This window comes from Deltaproteobacteria bacterium, from assembly GCA_026388545.1.
In the GTDB taxonomy this organism is placed as follows: Bacteria; Desulfobacterota; Syntrophia; order Syntrophales; family UBA2185; genus JAPLJS01.
Genome location: JAPLJS010000108.1, coordinates 1 through 18109, shown reverse-complemented (window position 1 = coordinate 18109; position 18109 = coordinate 1). Strand labels below are relative to the sequence as shown.

At 46.5% G+C, this 18109-nt stretch carries 18 protein-coding genes; 2 read left to right on the top strand and 16 right to left on the bottom strand.

Annotated elements, in window-relative coordinates; translation table 11 throughout:
• Window positions 1-35: 35 nt before the first annotated feature.
• On the bottom strand, window positions 36-2219 hold the full coding sequence (locus tag NTW12_13140) for a hypothetical protein (GenBank protein ID MCX5847280.1): 2184 nt from the start codon (window positions 2217-2219) through the stop codon (window positions 36-38).
• Between the two features lie 392 nt (window positions 2220-2611).
• Between NTW12_13140 and NTW12_13135 the strand changes: the two genes are divergently transcribed.
• Window positions 2612-3478 carry a ribonuclease D gene (locus NTW12_13135; protein MCX5847279.1) on the top strand — a complete coding sequence of 289 codons (867 nt, stop codon included), beginning with the start codon at window positions 2612-2614 and terminating at the stop codon, window positions 3476-3478.
• Window positions 3479-3577: 99 nt separating this feature from the next.
• Here NTW12_13135 and NTW12_13130 read toward each other — a convergent pair whose 3' ends face one another.
• Window positions 3578-4492, bottom strand: coding sequence for a hypothetical protein (locus tag NTW12_13130; protein MCX5847278.1), 915 nt, complete (start codon window positions 4490-4492; stop codon window positions 3578-3580).
• Between the two features lie 366 nt (window positions 4493-4858).
• Here NTW12_13130 and NTW12_13125 point away from each other — a divergent pair, with 366 nt between their 5' ends.
• Window positions 4859-5323 (top strand): hypothetical protein, encoded by a 465-nt coding sequence (locus NTW12_13125; GenBank protein MCX5847277.1) that lies wholly within the window; start codon window positions 4859-4861, stop codon window positions 5321-5323.
• A 151-nt stretch (window positions 5324-5474) separates the two neighbouring features.
• Here the strand turns inward: NTW12_13125 and NTW12_13120 are convergent, their stop codons facing one another.
• The 14 genes from NTW12_13120 to NTW12_13055 form a co-directional block, all read right to left on the bottom strand.
• A complete protein-coding gene (locus tag NTW12_13120; protein MCX5847276.1) occupies window positions 5475-5810 on the bottom strand; it encodes a ferredoxin:thioredoxin reductase in 336 nt (111 codons plus the stop codon).
• Window positions 5810-6061, bottom strand: a complete 252-nt coding sequence (locus NTW12_13115) for a glutaredoxin family protein (protein MCX5847275.1) — start codon at window positions 6059-6061, stop codon at window positions 5810-5812. The genes NTW12_13120 and NTW12_13115 overlap by 1 nt, the downstream gene beginning before the upstream one ends.
• A gap of 150 nt (window positions 6062-6211) precedes the next feature.
• Window positions 6212-6628, bottom strand: a complete 417-nt coding sequence (locus tag NTW12_13110; GenBank protein MCX5847274.1) for a 4Fe-4S binding protein — start codon at window positions 6626-6628, stop codon at window positions 6212-6214.
• Window positions 6618-8570, bottom strand: a complete 1953-nt coding sequence (locus tag NTW12_13105) for an aldehyde ferredoxin oxidoreductase family protein (GenBank protein MCX5847273.1) — start codon at window positions 8568-8570, stop codon at window positions 6618-6620. Before NTW12_13105 ends, NTW12_13110 begins: the two co-directional genes overlap by 11 nt.
• An 83-nt stretch (window positions 8571-8653) precedes the next feature.
• On the bottom strand, window positions 8654-9373 hold the full coding sequence (locus NTW12_13100) for an AAA family ATPase (GenBank protein ID MCX5847272.1): 720 nt from the start codon (window positions 9371-9373) through the stop codon (window positions 8654-8656).
• A gap of 50 nt (window positions 9374-9423) precedes the next feature.
• The gene (locus tag NTW12_13095) at window positions 9424-11478 is read right to left on the bottom strand and encodes a biotin/lipoyl-binding protein (protein MCX5847271.1); all 2055 of its coding nucleotides are present in this window, start codon (window positions 11476-11478) and stop codon (window positions 9424-9426) included.
• 9 nt (window positions 11479-11487) lie between these two features.
• Window positions 11488-12999, bottom strand: coding sequence for an acyl-CoA carboxylase subunit beta (locus tag NTW12_13090; protein ID MCX5847270.1), 1512 nt, complete (start codon window positions 12997-12999; stop codon window positions 11488-11490).
• 287 nt (window positions 13000-13286) lie between these two features.
• On the bottom strand, window positions 13287-13829 hold the full coding sequence (locus NTW12_13085) for a hypothetical protein (GenBank protein MCX5847269.1): 543 nt from the start codon (window positions 13827-13829) through the stop codon (window positions 13287-13289).
• A 183-nt stretch (window positions 13830-14012) separates the two neighbouring features.
• Window positions 14013-14321: a hypothetical protein gene (locus NTW12_13080; GenBank protein MCX5847268.1), complete on the bottom strand. Its 309-nt coding sequence runs from the start codon at window positions 14319-14321 to the stop codon at window positions 14013-14015.
• 184 nt (window positions 14322-14505) lie between these two features.
• The gene (locus NTW12_13075; GenBank protein MCX5847267.1) at window positions 14506-15780 is read right to left on the bottom strand and encodes a tetratricopeptide repeat protein; all 1275 of its coding nucleotides are present in this window, start codon (window positions 15778-15780) and stop codon (window positions 14506-14508) included.
• A gap of 161 nt (window positions 15781-15941) precedes the next feature.
• On the bottom strand, window positions 15942-16235 hold the full coding sequence (locus NTW12_13070; GenBank protein MCX5847266.1) for a type II toxin-antitoxin system RelE/ParE family toxin: 294 nt from the start codon (window positions 16233-16235) through the stop codon (window positions 15942-15944).
• Window positions 16232-16453: an addiction module protein gene (locus NTW12_13065; protein ID MCX5847265.1), complete on the bottom strand. Its 222-nt coding sequence runs from the start codon at window positions 16451-16453 to the stop codon at window positions 16232-16234. The genes NTW12_13070 and NTW12_13065 overlap by 4 nt, the downstream gene beginning before the upstream one ends.
• A gap of 114 nt (window positions 16454-16567) precedes the next feature.
• A complete protein-coding gene (locus NTW12_13060; protein MCX5847264.1) occupies window positions 16568-17824 on the bottom strand; it encodes an iron-containing alcohol dehydrogenase in 1257 nt (418 codons plus the stop codon).
• The coding region (locus NTW12_13055; GenBank protein MCX5847263.1) for an alcohol dehydrogenase at window positions 17824-18109 on the bottom strand (286 nt) is incomplete at its 5' end. The genes NTW12_13060 and NTW12_13055, both read right to left, overlap by 1 nt.

Here is an 18109-nt window from a genome sequence, read left to right as displayed (position 1 = left end):
AAATTCTCCTCATGTGGATCGGGACAAGGCGTCAATTAAACATTCATTTCACGGATTTTTGTTTGTGTTCCCTCAGTCAGGTAATCCCACAACCCGACCCGTTTCAGGGTATCGACGGTCGGTATCCCCGCGGCGTTCCAACCCCGTTCGTGATAATAGGCCTGGATCAGCTCCCGTAACCGGCCTTTTCTGTAGCTCATCAGGATTTCCCTTTTCTCCCCCGTTTCCATTTTCTGAACATCTTCGAGGGGCTTTCCCAATATTTTGCTTACCTCTGCATCGTGAAAATCCTTTTCAGCATCATACAGACCATCATCGGTCGGCCCTATTGCCCTGTCGGGAATCCAGTCATTTTCTCCCGTATCTTTGCCGAAGATCGTGGCGTTCATGACCCTCTGCAAGTTGATATCACGGTCCGTCTGCTCGTAAATCTTCTCCCAGGTGAGATTCGTCCCCAGCATACCGTTATAGAAGTCTGCATACATCTCCTGGGAAGCAGGGTTAATATACTTATCCGTATCTTTGACTTTTTCAGATTCAGGGTTGAATACGTCAACCCACGGGAGCTTGCAGAGACCAAGGTTATCATTTCCGAGTCTCACCCTCGGGTAGGTAATCAACGCTCGCGCCTTATCCTGCATGGTGGGAAATGCTCCCAGTAAATCTACCTTGATCAGCCATGCAGCAGCATGATGCGCCCCGATATCACTGGCCGCAGCATACGACGCCTGCATGCACAAAGACCTGTGGGTTCTGTAAAGAGAAAAAGGAAGACCTTTCGCCTGCATCGCAAATTTCATAAGTTCCTTCTGAGGATTTTCGAGGCCGGTTCTTTTAACATACCTGAGGGACACCCAATCCGCTAAGCTGAGCATACCTTTTCCCGCTTCCCGTGCGCATTCGGTTTCCCCGTTGGCAATCTGGTGAAGGAAATGCAATACGGCTTTATCATTCCCCCATTTTAGCTCTATTCCATCCGTATCCTCTTTCGACAGATAACCCCTCTGGAAACACTCCATCAGAAAGGCAATAATAACAGCAGCGGTTATGGTATCGATCCCGTAGTTGTCGCAGTGCCAGTTGGCTTCCATGATGGATTCGGCATTCCATACCCCTAAATTCGAACCGAAACCGACCGCTGTCTCATACTCGGGGCCATCGACCCAGACTTTCTTACCCTTTGGATCACCGACTGTTATAGTAACCCAGCCGCCCTTGGTGCACCGCAGAGAGCATCCGGGGAAACATCCATCCATTCCCTTGTGATCGAAGAGGTTCGCCGCGTAAAATTTCCCGCTGATCTGTTCCGCCCTCGGATCCGAACCATACTGGTAATTATTCACCGGCAGAGATTGGTAGTTCTCCTTATTCATAAAGCTGATCAGCCCCGCGCTTCCCTTGCGGTACATTTTCAATGACACCGGATCTACTTCCCTGACAACCTTAGAAAGCTTCAATCCCGCTTTTCTCGCTTTCTCCCAGTCGGCCGCCCCATACGGATTTTCGCCGCGTGGATATTCTGCAAGGACAATGATCGACCGTATTTTCTTATCAATCATCACCGAGCCAAGTCCCGTCCTTCCCGCCTGCTTCGTTCTGAAAAACCCCTTCAGGCCATCAGTTTCTTTCGTAGGATCATAATAATGGCTATTGATACATCCGTATGTTGTGTTGGCCGCACCTACGCCGGTCGTCACGAAAGCAATGTCCTTTTTTTCATATCCCGCTTTCGTAAATTTCTCAGCAATTAATTTCTCCAGGTCAAACACATGGTCGATCCGGGGCGCTTCGATCAGTTTTACCTCATTCTCGAAACCATCAATGACGACAAAGATGTCCTTTTCCGATTTTCCCGCGATCTCAATGATATCGAATCCGGCGTATTTCATGTGGGCCCCAAAATGCCCTCCAAAATTCGATACTCCTGGAATTCCTGTATGGGGTGACAGAGAGATTGCCATGCATTTGCTCGTACCGGGAAACTGAGGAATTCCTGCTAACGGACCGGGTGAAAATATCAGTGGATTTTCGGGAGCATAGGGGTTTGTGTTTGGAGTTATTCGTCTATGAAGAAGATATAAACCCAGCGCTCTGCCTCCAACAAAATAATCCCTCAGTTGTGGATCAAGGTCACTCGCATTTATCATACCTGTCCCGAGATCAATGGTAAGCATTGAATTGGCATATCCACGCATCAGTTTTGATTTGGTGTACTTCATTTAGTTCTCCTTACCGGTTACCGGGGGCTCTGGAAGAACTCATATTCATCTCCAGCACATAATAAACGCCCGTTTTTTAGAAGGGGCACTATAGGACAAAGGGAATTCCCTTGTCAACGTGAAAAATGAATTATGACGCCTTCGTAAAAGTCCCCTCCCTTTACGTCCGTCTTATTCCTCAGGTGAGTTTATCCTGAGCCTTTAGAAGGAAACGCGTTGCATCTGGAGCTTTTTTTACAACGTTATTTGTTTCTAATTCTATTCATAATTTGTTTATGAGATCATCAATTATCTTGACATTCTTGAAAATTCATGGTTGAGCCTCCCTTCATACTATCGTTATTTTGAGGGAATGCGCTTGAAGCGGATTCACAAACAGGACAGATATTGCCATGAATAATCAGTGGGTTTGGATCGATACATCCGTAAAAATGGATGAGGCAAAAGAAGACATCAGCAGCTCCTCCATTATCTGTGTTGATACGGAATATGATTCTTTCAGATATTTTCGGGAAGTGCTCTGTTTAGTCCAGATAGCGGCTGATAAAAAAACCTACCTTTTAGACCCTCTCAACGGTCTGGATTTTTCCTTTTTAGGAAAGATTTATGCTGATTCGGCAATCCTCAAGATCATGCACGCCGGTGATAACGATATTCGGATTCTGAAACGGGACTATGGGTTTGAATTTAAAAATATTTTTGATACACATCTGGCGGCAGCTATCCTGGGCTGTCACTTTCTTTCTCTCTCGGCGCTGATCGGCCAGTATCTGGGCATTGAACTGAAAAAAGATAAAAAGATGCAACGTTCGAAGTGGGAAACCCGACCCCTGACAGAAGAACAAATACATTATGCCGTCCAGGATACAGCATTTCTGAAAGCACTGTACAACAGACTCGATCACGAAATCCAGCGGAGGGGTTTCAAAAGAAAGGCGGTAAAGGCCTTTGATACTATCGCCGCTGTAACCTGGAACGAGAAGCTGCTCAATCCCCTGGGGTATAAGAATATTAAAGGGTATCACTCCCTCACGGAACACCAGAAGCACTATCTAATGAATCTCAACTGCTGGCGTTTTCAAAAGGCAAAAGAGACAAACAGGGCGCGTTTCAGGATACTGTCAGATCAGACTCTGGTTGACTTGGCGAAAACCGAGGCATCCTCCATTGAAATGCTGAAGGAGACAGGTATACTTTCCCCTGAAAAGATAAGCCTCTATGGCCCGGAAATTATTGAGACGGTAAGTGACAATAAGTGAAGCGGACCGCCCTCAGGGCGGGGCTCGCGAGATGCGGCTTCCGGTCATGAGGAGTTATCTATTCAAGATGAATGGGGTTCACAGCACGGATGATTATCACTATTTAGCCCGCGGATAGGTGTGCACCCATTTCCCCCGCTTCAGTTTGTGACGGAAGTTTGTCGTTTCATCCTCAATGATCTTATGCAGATACCCGATGTGCCGGTCAATCGTCTCCATATAGAGATTGCAGTCAATTGCAAACCGCTCCTTGAAATGGTACTGCGCATAACTAAACGAGTTTAAATATGATTCAGCAAGCCGCTTCTTCGTAAATTCATAAAAATCAACCGTTTTTCGCACAAGGTCGAATTCGGTATTGAAGCCTTCAATGCCCGCTTCCTTAAATTCGTAATATAAAAATATCAACTTCTCCAGGTATGCCCTGTCAGACATCTGGCCTAAAAGATCGGCGGCGCCGAGAATACAGCCTGCAAGCTTCTCTTCCGGGGAAGAGAATGGGATGGTTTCGATCCTGACCATCAGGCCTGTGCACCGTATCAGATTGGCAATTATATTAACGTCATCCGGGGTGAACTTGAACGCCTCATGGTTTTTTCTCAAGAATTGTACGCTTCGCTCCACATGAAATGTGGTGTACTTCGCACCCGTGCCCTCATGGTCCGAGTCTTCCTGAATATACCCTGCGTCATGCAACAGTGTTGCGTTGAGCAAATTTACCGCAAGATGTACCGGAAAATGCGAGGTTTCGATATTGTGTCCGTCAACCAACCGGACGGCGGCGAGCATCGCATCTAAGGTATGTGAAAGGTTATGGTACTCGGTATTGCAGGCCTTATAGCCGGGGAATTTCCCCTCATGGAGGGTTTTTACAAGTCTATAACTTCTATTAATTGCACTGAAATATCTCGCTGGGTAGTGATACGAAAAAATCTTCTTTACCTCCGCCACAATTGCTTTGTGCGTGGAGGTATCAATGAGATGAGATAATTGTATGGGTTCATTATAGGCCATGGATCAGCTTCCGCCTTAATGATATAATGCTGCTCATTCTCTTTAAATACTCACACTTTTCCAGTACATTAAATATACTCGAATGAAGAATGTATGTCAAAGGGAAAGCAGCATGAACACTCGGGTTTTAAAATCAAGGTTCATTTGTCACTTATTGAATAAAAGGATTTTAAATTTTTGCAGGAAATTACAAAGCCTGTTATAATTAAAGCCTTATAAAGGTTTAAAAGCTGTATTGATATATTTCCGTAAGTGGGATTAAGAAGGAGAGGGGGGATAAAAAAAGACTAAATGAAGTAAGTGACAGAGTACAGATATAGGAAATCTCTATTAGTGAAAAAATTCGCTGCACAGAAGGAGGTAACGATGAAAAGGAGAAATATAGTCAGGACACTGTTGATTTCAGCGTGTGTTTTCGTGTTCGTCGGAATGTTCTTGAGTACCAGCGCCCTGGCCCAGGCAGAAGGGAAAAAACAAAAGGCATCTCCCTATACCATTCAACTTCAAGTCAAAGAGGGAGCGGGCAGCTACCTCGTTGACTCAAAGGGAATGAGCATCTACTACTTTAAGAAGGATATGCCAAGCATAAGTGCATGTATCAATGAATGCCTGACGAAATGGCCGGTGTTTTACACGGAAAAGATTGTCGTGAAAAAGCCACTGAAGAAAAAGGATTTCGGAGTTATCACGAGAGATGACGGGCAGAAGCAGACAACATATAAGGGGTGGCGACTCTACTATTTCTTCAAGGATGCAAAGCCGGGAGACATGAATGGTGAGGGAGTAAATAACGTCTGGTATGTAATCTACCCGGATAAATTTACACCATAACCCCCGTAACCATTGAAGTGATTATGAGGGGAGGCCCATTAGAAATGACTCCCCTTTTTTATTCCAGGTATTATTCCCGTAACAAGCCTGTCACCGTAAGAGCGGGGATACTGGGAAGAACGAGGAAAAGAAGCAATCCAAACCGTATAAACTAAAGAAAAGGCATCCTCTCCGGCGGTCGCCTTTCCGGCACATATGCGTGCGGAGTTTTATCTTCGTTCCATTTTTGTGAAACATAAAGATTGCAATAGCAGCTTCCGTATTTGTTTACGTCGGCGGACCGATACGCACAGGGACAGACAATGTCTTTGTCACGCTCTCGATCCCCTGACGCCAGACGGCAAGGACAGGACATGTAGCCGTAACGCTCTTTGTTGATCAGGAGATCTCTGAGGATATCGAGCACCTTCTCCCTGTCCCTGTTAAAAAAATAGCCTCTTGGCTCCTGAATTTTCCGCAACATCTCATAAAGCTGATCGGCTTCCATTATAACCCTAAAGCCTCCTTAATTGCCGTTTCATCAAACCCCACAATGACTTTATCACCGATGATAATCGTGGGGAATGAACATCGTGGATTAAACTTTCTGACATCAGCCATAACGGCGGCCTTTTCCTCACCGCTCAGCAAATCGACGTCCGTAAATTCGTATTTCACGTTACAATCATTCATAAATCTCTTGGTTGCTTTACAGTGGCTGCACGTACTGAGTGTATACATTTTAACGGGCGGCTGCATAGAGGATCTCCTTTCTCTTTTCCTGGTTACTGTATATTCAATGTCCCCCCTCTTTTCTAAAGAGGGGTTGGGGGAGATTTTACGGCATGCACTTAAAATCCCCCTGAATCCCCCTTTACAAAGGGGGACTTGAAAGTTATCTGTCCGGGTTCATGATACAACCATGGAGACAGCCTCAACGGGGCATTCCCTGGCGCAAAATCCGCATCCGATGCAGGTTTTCTCATTTTCCATATAAGGATACCCGTGAGGATCGTCGGGGCTCGCTGCATCAGACAGGCCGAGACAATGAACCGGACAGGCGTCGATGCAGATCCTGCAGGACATGCAGGTCTTTTTATCAAACCGCGGTTTCTCCCACTCGGATTTCTTAACCATTTTACACAAAATACCAAAGGGGTCATTTACGGCTTCCACCGGACAAACCCGCCCGCAGGCGCCGCATTCAATACACAGATTACGGGCAATGACATGAAGTGTATTTTTGTCTCCCTTTATTGCATCAACCGGGCACAATCTCCTGCATGCGCCGCAGCCGTTGCACGTTTCCATGATTCTATACGACATGTTCATCACCACGGAGTCCCAGCTTTGCCATACTCTCCTCAGTCGGCCTGCCTGTCCGAGGCTCCCACCCGAATTGCCGATAATAATCGCTTATCATCTTTTCCATGTCCATGGTTCTTCCCCGGTTCGCCCCTTCCGCCTGTGAAGGTTTCCCGATGACCCTGGCATTTAGTCTGAACGTCCTTGGATCTATCCCGTGCCTGATATTGAAGGCCCGCTTCAGTGTCTGGACGCGCTCCCCGATTTCCAGGTATTGCTCAGGCGTTTTGTTCCATCCCGTTGCTGCATTTAACCAGGAGAATGTCGGTATTCTTTTTGCGCCCAGAAAGACGCCAAACATGCAAAGACCGGCGCCGTTGACAACATTCATAAACTTGCTGCACGCAGCCGCCATCACGGCCTTATCTTCATCCGCACTGTACTTGCGTCCTTTGAAATAGAGAGGCTTCACGCGAGGCAGAGCGCTTACCACCTTCCAGAGCTGGAACATCTCGTAATACATCTGCGCCCCCACATTATGTCTGCCCGGCGCCGCTTCGACAGAATAGTGCACGTTATAACCGGGATCGTTTCTGCCGTCGTGCATGGGGAGTTCCTGGCCGCCTGCATGCATGGAAAACGCTTCGGCATTTTTACCGATTTTTCGGGCGGCAACCTTCGAGCCATCAGCCAGAAGATCACCGATACCTTCGCGCCTGACCATCTTTTCAATAAGGGCAACAATGGCGTCCGAATTCCCCCAGGTGAGTTCGAGCCCATCCGTTTCCTTTTTCGTAAGGATGCCCGCTTCATAGCACTCGATGGCGAAGGCCACTGTGCTGCCCGTAGAGATCGTATCCATGCCGGCCCGGTTCAACACCTCACAAAGGTGGAAGATGCTGTCCAGATCAGCATTCATGCACAGCCCGCCTAAAGCAAGGACAGATTCATACTCCGGCTTGTGCGTCTCGCCATATTTTCCCTTTGTTGAACATATGCCGCCGCACCCTAATGGACAGGCATAGCAGTGATACTTAACCTTTTCATAGTGTCTGATCGCATCGGGGTTTACGGACAAGGACTGTTTGATTCCCCAGTCTACATTACTCCCCTTCCAGTTCTTGATCGGGGAATCCCCCATCTCCGCGGACATCTGGTTCATGCTCCCCGTGCCCCACTTTTTCAGCAAAATCTTGTAAAGCAATCCTTCCATGGCCATCTGCGTGGGGAGCAAACGCATGAGGGTACCCACGTAGGCCGCCAATGGCCCGGGAAAGAGGGGAGGCTGAAACTGGACCCACCGGTTGCACATCTGACTCAATCTTTTTATTTCCGCCCTGTTATGGACATCGATACGTTTTTTACCGTCAAGTACAACTGCTTTCAGCCTCTTGACACCCATGACGGCGCCGAGTCCTGACCGTGCCGCCATTCTGCCCCTGTCATTGCATATGCCGGAAATAAGAGAAAGCTTCTCCCCGGCGGGACCGATGACGGCAACCCGCGAATGGCCTCCTGTTTCGGCAATCAGCATCTCTTCCGATTCCACAGAATCTCTTCCCCAGAGGTGAGACGCATCGAGAAGTTCAGCTCTGCCGTTTTTTACATAAAGATAGACAGGGCTTTTACTGATTCCCGTGAAAAATATGCCGTCATAGCCGCAGCGCTTGATTGCCGGGGAAAAACTGCCGCCACAGTTTGCCTCTCCCCATCCGCCGGTCAGGGGGGATTTCCCTACCACCATCCATCTGCCGGCGAAGAGACTTCCCGTTCCGGTCAACAGTCCGGATATAAAACCCAGAATATTATCTGGGCCTAAGGGATCAGCCCCTGTCGGAATCCTGTTATAGAGAATATACGCGGCCAATCCCATCCCGGATAGATATTGCTCATAAACATCGTCAGAAATGATCTCCTCACGGATATCTCGTATGGAGAGATCAACCATTAAAATTTTACCCATGTAACCGAATTTCATTTTGATATACCCATAAACAGGAAATGCTGTTCCTGTTATTTCTCCTATTTTTCAAGAGGTTAGCATGCCTATTGTGATTGTTTTAAATAGTTTGCCCTCCTCTCCAGGAAGTCCCTGTATATCCGGTAGTGCTCTGTCTCTTCGTACTGCACCTGTTTTATCGGGCTGTAATCGAAACTATAGATTGCTGCATGAGGACATGCCAGAAGTATTGGAGAGTGGGTTGCAATAATAAATTGGGCACGACCTGCACCGCTCGTCATTAATAATTCGAGTAACGCAATCTGGCTCCGCGGCGATAGAGCTGTTTCCGGTTCGTCCAACAGATAGAGCCCTTTAATCTGATAGCGGGATCTGAAAAAAGACATGAGAGATTCGCCATGAGATTGGGTCATCAATGATCTACCGCCAAAATAGGTAAGCTGACCGGGATCTGCTACTGCCCATTCGTCCAGGATCTGTGTAAAGTGATGGAAAATGTCTGAGCCAAAGAAAGATCCCGGAACCTTGCCGTCTGTCCATTCAATTGTAAGGTAATCGCTGAACTTATTTTCATATGGGTTATGATTGAAACGGCTTCTTTCGGATTCCCGCCATATGTGAATTCCACATACATGAGATATCGCCTGTAATAAGGTTGATTTGCCCGAACCGTTTTCACCGACGAATAATGTAACAGGAGTATTAAAGGCTATGCTTTTTGTTTGTTGAAAAACAGGTACGTTAAAAGGATAATGATCCTTTGTCGGGTATTTTGACGGATGAAGGGTCACACTCTTCAGATGCATGGCTTTACCTTTAACGTTACAGTAATATTGCTTCAGTCAATTTCCCGATTCTATCCATAGAAGATATCCAACTCCTCTTCGGAGGTCGCAGCATCAATTCGTAGCTTGATAAGAATATCTCCGGTTTCAACAGCCTGACCGGGGACAACATGGATCTTTTCTATCCGCCCGTCACCGGGAGATGCAACGAAGATCTCCATCTTCATGGATTCTATGCTCACGAGATCCTGACCTCGATAGATACGGTCGCCCTTCTTTACCAGGATAGCGACAACCATTCCCGGCATGGGGCAGCGAACAACATCCTCAGGAAGTACCTTTTTCGGCTTCGGCATGTGGTGAAAAAGTTTCCATTCCAGGGGACTATAGATTCCTAAAACACGAGTTGTGCCACGGTAGGCTACCCATATGTTATTTTCTTTATATTTAGTATGGAAGAATTGGGTTTTCCCATCGATCCTGAGTTTAATCCTACGCCGGAAAAACTCAAATTCAGGAGTGACAACCTGGTATTTACGTCCATCTACCATTACGGTCCAGCTGCGAGGCGCCGGATTCATCTGAAGGCGCAATTCAAAAAAAACATCCTCTCCTTTCACCATATAAGAGACCTGGTTTTTTGACTGATGTGGAGCGCCCACTTTCGCCATCATCGGTTTCAGGGATTCATGGACGAGAGATTGCCGATTGTGGAAGATGATTGTTGCAGCTATTGCCATGAAGTGAAGCCACTCTTCGGGAGGAGGCAGCTTCATTTGGCCATGATCAAAGTGCTCATCAATGAAATCCGTCGAGAGGTCGCCTGCGATAAATGATGGGTGATTCAGTACGGCATTCACAAAATCAACATTCGTGATCAATCCCTCGATGTGATATGCATTCAGCGCCTGGACGAGCGATTCAATCGCCTCCTTCCTTGTTTCACCCCATCCGATTACCTTGGCCAGCAGTGAATCGTAATGAGTGCTGACAAAACTTCCGGCCTCTATGCTGCTGTCAATTCGGACGTTTCTTATTCGAGCTGTCGCGTAACGCGTTATCATGCCGGTGACAGGCAGAAAATTCCGGGAAGGGTCCTCCGCGCAGATCCGCGCTTCGATAGCCCATCCGATTCTGATGACATCTTTTTGACGGAAGGGAAGCTTCTCTCCCGCAGCGACTCGGAGCTGGAGTTCCACAAGATCCAGTCGAGTGACCATTTCGGTCACGGGGTGTTCCACCTGAAGGCGCGTATTCATTTCCAGGAAATAGACGCTCTTGTCCAAATCGTCCAGAATAAATTCAACAGTTCCCGCGTTCGTATAACCTGCCTCCCGGGCAAGATTGCACGCCATCTCTCCCATGCGCTCGCGCAGGGCGTCATCTACAGCCGTCGAAGGGCTCTCCTCAATGATTTTTTGATACCGCCTCTGGATGGAGCATTCTCTCTCCCCCAGATGAATGACATTACAATAGTTATCGGCGATGATCTGTATTTCAATATGACGTATCCTCTTAATGAAGCGCTCCATAAAAAAGTCGTCGTTTCCAAAGGCTTTTCGTGCCTCGTTCTGACAGGCGTCCACTGCAGGGCGCAAATCCGCTTTGCTTTCCACCACCCGTATCCCTCTTCCTCCTCCGGCGCGCGCCGGCCTCAACATCAAAGGGAATCCGATCTGCTGTGCTATCGTTACCGCCTCTGTGAATGAGGAAAGACATCCCTTGGGTCCGGACTTGATGGGGATACCCAGCTTTTCGGCAAACGTCTTGGCGGTCATTTTATCACCCAGTGTCGCGATGGCTGATGCAGTAGGACCGATAAATACGAGGCCTGCTTTGGTGACCATATCAACAAATTCCGCATTCTCCGACAGAAAACCGTATCCGGGATGGATGGCCTGACAGCCGTGGGAAAGGGCGGCGTCAATAATTTTTTCCTTTGCCAGATACGATTCCTCCGGCCGGGAGCCTCCCAGGAAGGCGGCTTCATCGGCTTCTCTGACGTGGAGAGAACGGGAGCCAACCTGTGAATACACCGCCACCGTTTTGATGTTCATCCGTTTGCAGGTCCTGGCAATGCGTACCGCTATTTCGCCTCTATTCGCGATGAGAATTTTCTTAAACATCGTACCTCCTTAAAGAGGAATATTTCCATGGAGTCGTTCCGGCCTCTCTCTTTTTTTCCCCTCGAGGAACTGGAGAGACCGGATTATCCGGTATCGAGTGTCTCTCGGAAAAATGACATCATCGATGTATCCCCTCTTTGCGGCCAGGAAGGGATTAACGTATGTTTTCCGATATTCTTCCGTTCGCGCAGTGAGGGCCGCCGCCGGATCGGGTGAGGATTGGATCTCTTTCCGGAAAATCACCTCCGCAGCGCCTTTCGGGCCCATCACGGCAATCTCCGCCGTAGGCCAGGCGTAATTGATGTCACAGCCGATCTGTTTGGAGTTCATGACAATGTAGGCGCCTCCATAGGCTTTGCGGACGATGACGGTGATACGCGGCACAGTGGCTTCAATAAAGGCATAGAGAAGCTTGGCGCCGTGGCGGATGATTCCTCCCTGCTCTTGTTCCGGCCCCGGCATAAAACCGGGTACATCCACAAGGCATATCAAAGGAATGTTAAAGACATCGCAGAACCGGACGAATCGCGCCGCCTTGTTTGATGCGTTGTTATCCAGCACCCCCGCCAGGACGGAGGGCTGATTTGCCACAAGCCCGATTGTCTGACCTCCCATGCGTCCGAATCCGCAAATGATATTCTTCGCATACTGAGACTGAACTTCTAAAAACTCTGCCCCGTCAAGGATACTGTTAATGCACACCTTCATATCATAACTCTGGTTGGGATTTTCAGGCACAAGATAATCCAGTGCCGGGTCTGTCCGTCCCGCCGGATCGCTGAGGTCGAGAATCGGCGACCTCTGTTTATTATTGGAAGGGAGATAGTTGATCAATCGCCTCACTTCCCGCAGGCACATGATGTCGTTGGGCAGCACAAAATGAGCAAGTCCGCTCTTTTCTCCGTGAACCCTTGCGCCTCCAAGATCTTCATGAGAAATAGCCATATGGGTAACGGTTTCCACGACGTTTGGACCTGTCACGTACATGTATGACGTATCCTCGACCATGAAGATGAAATCGGTGAGGGCCGGGCTGTATACGGCGCCACCCGCACAGGGCCCCATGATGCAGGATATCTGTGGAATGATGCCGCTGGCCAGCGCGTTTCTCTTAAAAATATCCCCGTAGGAAGCCAGGGCATCCACTCCTTCCTGAATTCGCGCGCCGCCGGAGTCGTTAAGCCCAATGATGGGAGCCCCCACCCGCACGGCGTGATCCATTACCTTGCTGATTTTCTGGGAGTGTGCTTCACCCAATGACCCGCCGCGGACGGTAAAATCCTGGCTGAACATGAATACTTCCCGGCCGTCGATCGTGCCATGTCCCGTCACGACACCGTCCCCGGGATACGTCTGTTCCTTCCCGAAGGCGCCTCCCCTCCCCGTTTTCAGGAGGTCAAATTCCTCAAATGACCCCTCATCCAGGAGCAGTTCTATGCGTTCCCGCGCAGTCAGCTTCCCCCTGCGGTGCTGATCTTCGATCAGCTTGACGCCTCCCCCCTTCAGGGTCTCATTTCTCATTATTTCCAGCGATTCTAAGGTTCGTTGCGTGGCTTGTGCCGATTCGGGCTGCGCCGAGAATGGTTTCTGCTTTTTCTTTCGGGTATTCTTTTGCGTTTGTTCTTCTTTCATTGTGAATACTCCCAATTATAATGCTTTAATTTCAATGGGTTTGATTCCAAAAATCTTTTTCAGGTGCTATTTCTATGCTCTGAGTGGAAATATTGTTTTTTTTAAAATCCCGAACAGCAAGAGTATTAAATGTGACAATGCAAGGCCTGACATTGAAAGTTTCTGTTATTCTTAATTTATTGATCTATTCCGCAATTTTTTTCAATCATTCTTTTAATGTCTAAATACTCGATCAATTTCAAAAACTCAGTAGAATCGAGATAATATTTTTTGTATCGATTACCAAATTTGCCAAGCATAAAATCTGATATAAAATCTCTTAAATCTTTTCTTATTAAGTCATTATCTTTATTATATGTCTCCGAAACATCACTTATCTTGCCGACACAATCAATAATTTGTTTTCCGAAATCTTTTCTTATTTTCTTTGATCGACTGAACCACAAAGCCGCTTTAATAATACCACCATCAGCATAAAATTCAATCCATCCTATTATGCGGTTATAGTTCCAATATATACATTGAGGATTAATAGATGGTAGATTATTTCTAAGCTGCTTTTCTATTTGTCCATTACGATCTAATCCTATCCTTTTGATACTTGCACTTCGTCGCTCAACTGATTTGCTACGCTTATTTGTTAAATATTCATAATATTTATCTGATGATTCGCGATAAATGGGTATTTTGAATAGTATTTTGCTTCTTGATAAAGGCATTTTTTGATACTCAAAATTTATCAATCACGAATTTAGAAAGCCTAAAAATCATACTTATGCCTCACCCATATGGTTTACGGTAAGGCCATGAGCGTTTATGGTAGTCCCACCATTCCAGAGTAATAGGTAATAGGATCAGACTTGATACTTGATATTAATTTTCAAATTTAAAGCCTGACCCCATTATGCCTTCTTTTTAATTCGTTCGTTGCTATATTCGTTCATGCTTCTTTTTAAAACTAACCCCCATTTCTTAACAGTGCGATTATAGAAAATTATTTTTCTACGCTTCAGCCCTTGCTCTGCGTTGCGAGCTAAGTGATCCCATTCAGGATGTCCTGACTTGTCATTGACGTGTGGACAAGGTATCAAATCATTACAAAAATCAGGAAATTCCTCTCTTAAAGCTCGTGCAATATCCTTATGCGAAAGCGGGCCATTCCTTAAAATGATTGGTATTCCTCTAAGAAACACTTTATATGGGGTAGACATGAAAACGCTCCTTAAATATTCACGCTTTTTTAGCCGTCGTTACTTTTCTCAAATTATTCCAAGAACTTTTCTGTTCACTTATTTCTGCAGGCAATTCCTTTTTCATAACTTCTTGAATAATTGACAATATTTTTATATTCCTTTGAACGCTCTTGATGGTGCTTATCCGAAAGATCACAACTTCTTACCAGGTAATTCCTTTTAACCTTAATCCCCTTTGACAATCTACATGTCCTAACCTTGCACAAATTTTATAGTCACTAATTGCTCGCTCCATATCGCCTCGATTATAATGAGTATCACCACGAACGACATAGGCCCATGCATTTCTTGGGTCAATTTCTATAGCCTTGTTTGCATCATCAATAGCCTGCTGGTAATTACCTAACAGGCTGTACGTAGCACCACGCTTGGCATAGCTCATCGAAATTCTTGGGACGAGTTCTACAGCTTTGTTGAAATTCTCAAGAGCCTGCTTATAATTACCTAACTTGCCATATATATCGCCACGAGTATCATAGGCCAACGAATTTCTTGGGTCCAGTTCTATAGCCTTGTTTGAATCCTCGATAGCCTGCTGGTAATTGCCTAACTTGCCATATGCTGCACCACGATTAGCATAGGCCAGTGAATTGCTTGGTTCCAGTTCTATAGCCTTGTTTGAATCCTCGATAGCCTGCTGGTAATTGTCTAACTCGCTATAAGCACTACCACGAGCTACATAAGCTCCTGCCATTCTTGGGTCAAGTTCAATAGCCTTATTGGAATCCTCAAGAGCCTTTTGGTAATTGCCTAAAATGTAATAGTTGAATCCACGAATGACATAGGCTAACGCATCTTTGGGATCCAATTGAATAGCTTTTGTGTCTGCAGATACAGCCCCTTGATAATCTCCTGCATTTGACAATGACTGTCCTTTGCGAAGCCAGTCTATGGCACTTAATTCTTTTATTGCTTCATCATATCGTGCAATTTTTATCTGATCTTTTTTCGCTAATTCAAGTTCCTTTCTTAATTTTTCAACTTCCCTTAGCGCAGCTTCTGCCCTCTTGTTTGCATTCTCAAGTTCTTTACTTTTCTGTCTATCTTTACGAAGCGAATCAACGGCTTTAACAACTTCATCAGGGTCGGCTTTGATCTCTGCCTGAATCCAATATCTTTCACCATTCCACTTTTCTTTAATAACCTGTGTCTGAACTATGCCGGCTGTCAGGGCAGTTATCTGATCCTTTGTCAACTTGAAGTTTACGATTTCTGTGTAGCTTTCAAGGTAGGTTCCCAATTCATCTAAAAGAAGTCTTTTAACTTGCTCCAAAGAAATTGCCCTGCAGGATACTTTACTGTCCACCTCGCTCGCCTGGTAGGTATATTCCTTAACAAACGTTTTTAATTCGGCAAGGGCGGAGGAAAAAGATGTAAAGAGGAGTAAGATAATAAATAAAGGTATGGTTTTTTTCATAATACGCTCCCTCAAGAACAAAACCCCGCTCTCTTGTTGAGAAACGGGGTTTCTGTAATCAGTACATGGCATTCCTCAGAAAGGGTTAAAAGAGTTTCAGGATTTTAATAAATGGTTTTATGTCCACGGAATTCCCAAACGAATTCAGACATAGAGAGTTTCTATATGGTTCTATCCAACCAGTAACGTGGTTCACGATGCAGATGGGCCACAGCTAAAATGATGATTATGTCGGAATCAATTCCGTAAATGATTCCATAGGGAAAGCGTTTTACCAGACATCGGCGAATTCCAGGCCCAAGTTCCATACCGGAGAGAGGCCATGTTGCTACACGCCGGATCACCTGATCCACTTCATCAAGGAATTCCGTGCCAAGGCCATAACTCTGGCTATCATACCAGGCAACAGCATCATCCAATTCCCGCTCAGCAAGCTCCAGAAAGCGGATTTTCATCGACCGCGATACCTTTCCATCACTTCACTGTAGGGAATGGATTTTAATCGCCCCTCTTTATAAGCTGCCCACCTTTTCGCAGCCTCCACTGCCCATATCTTATCCAATTCGGGATCCGGCTTATCTAACTGTGTCAGGATGAGATCAACAAGCTTCAGCTTTTCAGTGTCGGGCAGTTCTTGAATCTTTGTAACCAATTCTTCAGGAACTGTTGACATTGCGTACTCCTCTTTTGATGAATTTTTTTTATAATATGATTAATTGGAAAAAGTATCAAGAACATATCTTGGACTGTGTTGACACCATGAAAATATGCAGATTATAATGTCTTATTACCTGCTATTGATCCTTTTAGTCAGGTTTGTGTTGAGGGGCGTACCTTCCCAGGCCGCTTCCAGGACCATGAAGAAATCATTATAATCCAGATCCTCAGGATTGTAAAATAGTGAACCGTCGCTGAGGGCAGTTTTCGCAATGTCCGGCAGTTTTTCTCTCGGAACCATTTGCTTCCCTTCTTTATCCAATACTTCCTTGAAGAAGCGCGCATGCCTGCCGCCGGTTGCGTCATGCAGGTCTTGATTCATCCGGCGGATAAGGGCGATAACTGCATCTGTTCTCTGGTCCTTCGAGGTTGCAGCATAGACGTTTGTTCCGGCCAGGGGCAACAGCAGCTCCGCCGTGAGATGACCATTTTTGTGCATATTGTACTCCAGGCCATAGGGGAGGAGAATTGCCATAGCAACCCCGTGAGGAACAGAACAGACGGAACCGACCGAATGCCCCAGGGTGTGCACCATTCCCACCATGGAGTTTGAGAAGGCAATACCGGCGAGTGTCGCGGCATTGGCCATGGACAGACGGCCATTTCTATCACCGGGGTTATTCACGACATTAACGAGATTTTCACTGATCAGAGTGATCGCTGCAATAGCATGGGCGTCGCTCAATGGATTTTTCGCAAGGCACGTGTACGCTTCCACAGCATGCGAAAGGGCATCCATGCCTGTAGCCGCCGAAATGGCAGGCGGAAGTGTCAGTGTCATTCGGGAATCTACAATAGAAACATCCGGCAAGAGAAAATAGCTGACGAAGAGCATCTTCAGATGTTTCTCATGATCTTTAATAACAGCCGCCATGGTTACTTCAGAACCCGTTCCTGCCGTAGTCGGAATGGCGATAAGCGGCTTTAATGCCCGTTTAAGAACATGGCCGCCGCTGAACTTCATCAGATCATCCGCCTTTTCAGAAACGACGATATTAATTCCTTTGGCCGTATCCATAACGGACCCGCCACCGACGGCAATAAGAGAATCACAGCCTTTTTCACGATATTCCTGTGCAAGACGGTTTACAACCCGCAGATCGGAATCCGGTGGCACATCATCTGCTATAGCCCCGATGGTTACACCGTCTTTTATGGCATTCGTTACGATATCAATCAATCCGGCGCCGGCAACACCTTTATCTGTTACGATCATCGGTTTTCCTGCATTCAGATGAGACAGGGCGCCGGGAATCTTTTCCAGCGCGTTATGGCCGGCAATGATTTTCACGCGACAGCAGAATTCGTAGTATCCGGGTAAGTCCATTATCTCCCTTCCCATGCCTGTTCTAAAACCATTACGTAATCGTCTTCACTAAATCCTTTTGATCCATTGTCGACAGCCTTTTGGGCTATATCTCTCAATATTTCTTTCGGAACTTTTCCGTCTTTCAACGTCCTGAAAATGGCGCCGCCGCCGGCATCAAAAAGCTCCTTCTGAAAATCGTTCAGGATACCGATAGCTTGTTGAGCCTTCATGGTTTCCGCTGTATCTGCATACATATCGAACCCTGCCAGCGGCAGCAGGAGATCGGCAATGGAATACCCACTC

Excerpts from the sequence above, each read along its gene's own strand:
- NTW12_13140 (MCX5847280.1), bottom strand. The coding sequence starts at position 2,219 with ATGAAGTACACCAAATCAAAACTGATGCGTGGATATGCCAATTCAATG.
- NTW12_13135 (MCX5847279.1), top strand. The coding sequence starts at position 2,612 with ATGAATAATCAGTGGGTTTGGATCGATACATCCGTAAAAATGGATGAG.
- NTW12_13130 (MCX5847278.1), bottom strand. The coding sequence starts at position 4,492 with ATGGCCTATAATGAACCCATACAATTATCTCATCTCATTGATACCTCC.
- NTW12_13125 (MCX5847277.1), top strand. The coding sequence starts at position 4,859 with ATGAAAAGGAGAAATATAGTCAGGACACTGTTGATTTCAGCGTGTGTT.
- NTW12_13120 (MCX5847276.1), bottom strand. The coding sequence starts at position 5,810 with ATGGAAGCCGATCAGCTTTATGAGATGTTGCGGAAAATTCAGGAGCCA.
- NTW12_13115 (MCX5847275.1), bottom strand. The coding sequence starts at position 6,061 with ATGCAGCCGCCCGTTAAAATGTATACACTCAGTACGTGCAGCCACTGT.
- NTW12_13110 (MCX5847274.1), bottom strand. The coding sequence starts at position 6,628 with ATGTCGTATAGAATCATGGAAACGTGCAACGGCTGCGGCGCATGCAGG.
- NTW12_13105 (MCX5847273.1), bottom strand. The coding sequence starts at position 8,570 with ATGGGTAAAATTTTAATGGTTGATCTCTCCATACGAGATATCCGTGAG.
- NTW12_13100 (MCX5847272.1), bottom strand. The coding sequence starts at position 9,373 with ATGCATCTGAAGAGTGTGACCCTTCATCCGTCAAAATACCCGACAAAG.
- NTW12_13095 (MCX5847271.1), bottom strand. The coding sequence starts at position 11,478 with ATGTTTAAGAAAATTCTCATCGCGAATAGAGGCGAAATAGCGGTACGC.
- NTW12_13090 (MCX5847270.1), bottom strand. The coding sequence starts at position 12,999 with ATGAGAAATGAGACCCTGAAGGGGGGAGGCGTCAAGCTGATCGAAGAT.
- NTW12_13085 (MCX5847269.1), bottom strand. The coding sequence starts at position 13,829 with ATGCCTTTATCAAGAAGCAAAATACTATTCAAAATACCCATTTATCGC.
- NTW12_13080 (MCX5847268.1), bottom strand. The coding sequence starts at position 14,321 with ATGTCTACCCCATATAAAGTGTTTCTTAGAGGAATACCAATCATTTTA.
- NTW12_13075 (MCX5847267.1), bottom strand. The coding sequence starts at position 15,780 with ATGAAAAAAACCATACCTTTATTTATTATCTTACTCCTCTTTACATCT.
- NTW12_13070 (MCX5847266.1), bottom strand. The coding sequence starts at position 16,235 with ATGAAAATCCGCTTTCTGGAGCTTGCTGAGCGGGAATTGGATGATGCT.
- NTW12_13065 (MCX5847265.1), bottom strand. The coding sequence starts at position 16,453 with ATGTCAACAGTTCCTGAAGAATTGGTTACAAAGATTCAAGAACTGCCC.
- NTW12_13060 (MCX5847264.1), bottom strand. The coding sequence starts at position 17,824 with ATGGACTTACCCGGATACTACGAATTCTGCTGTCGCGTGAAAATCATT.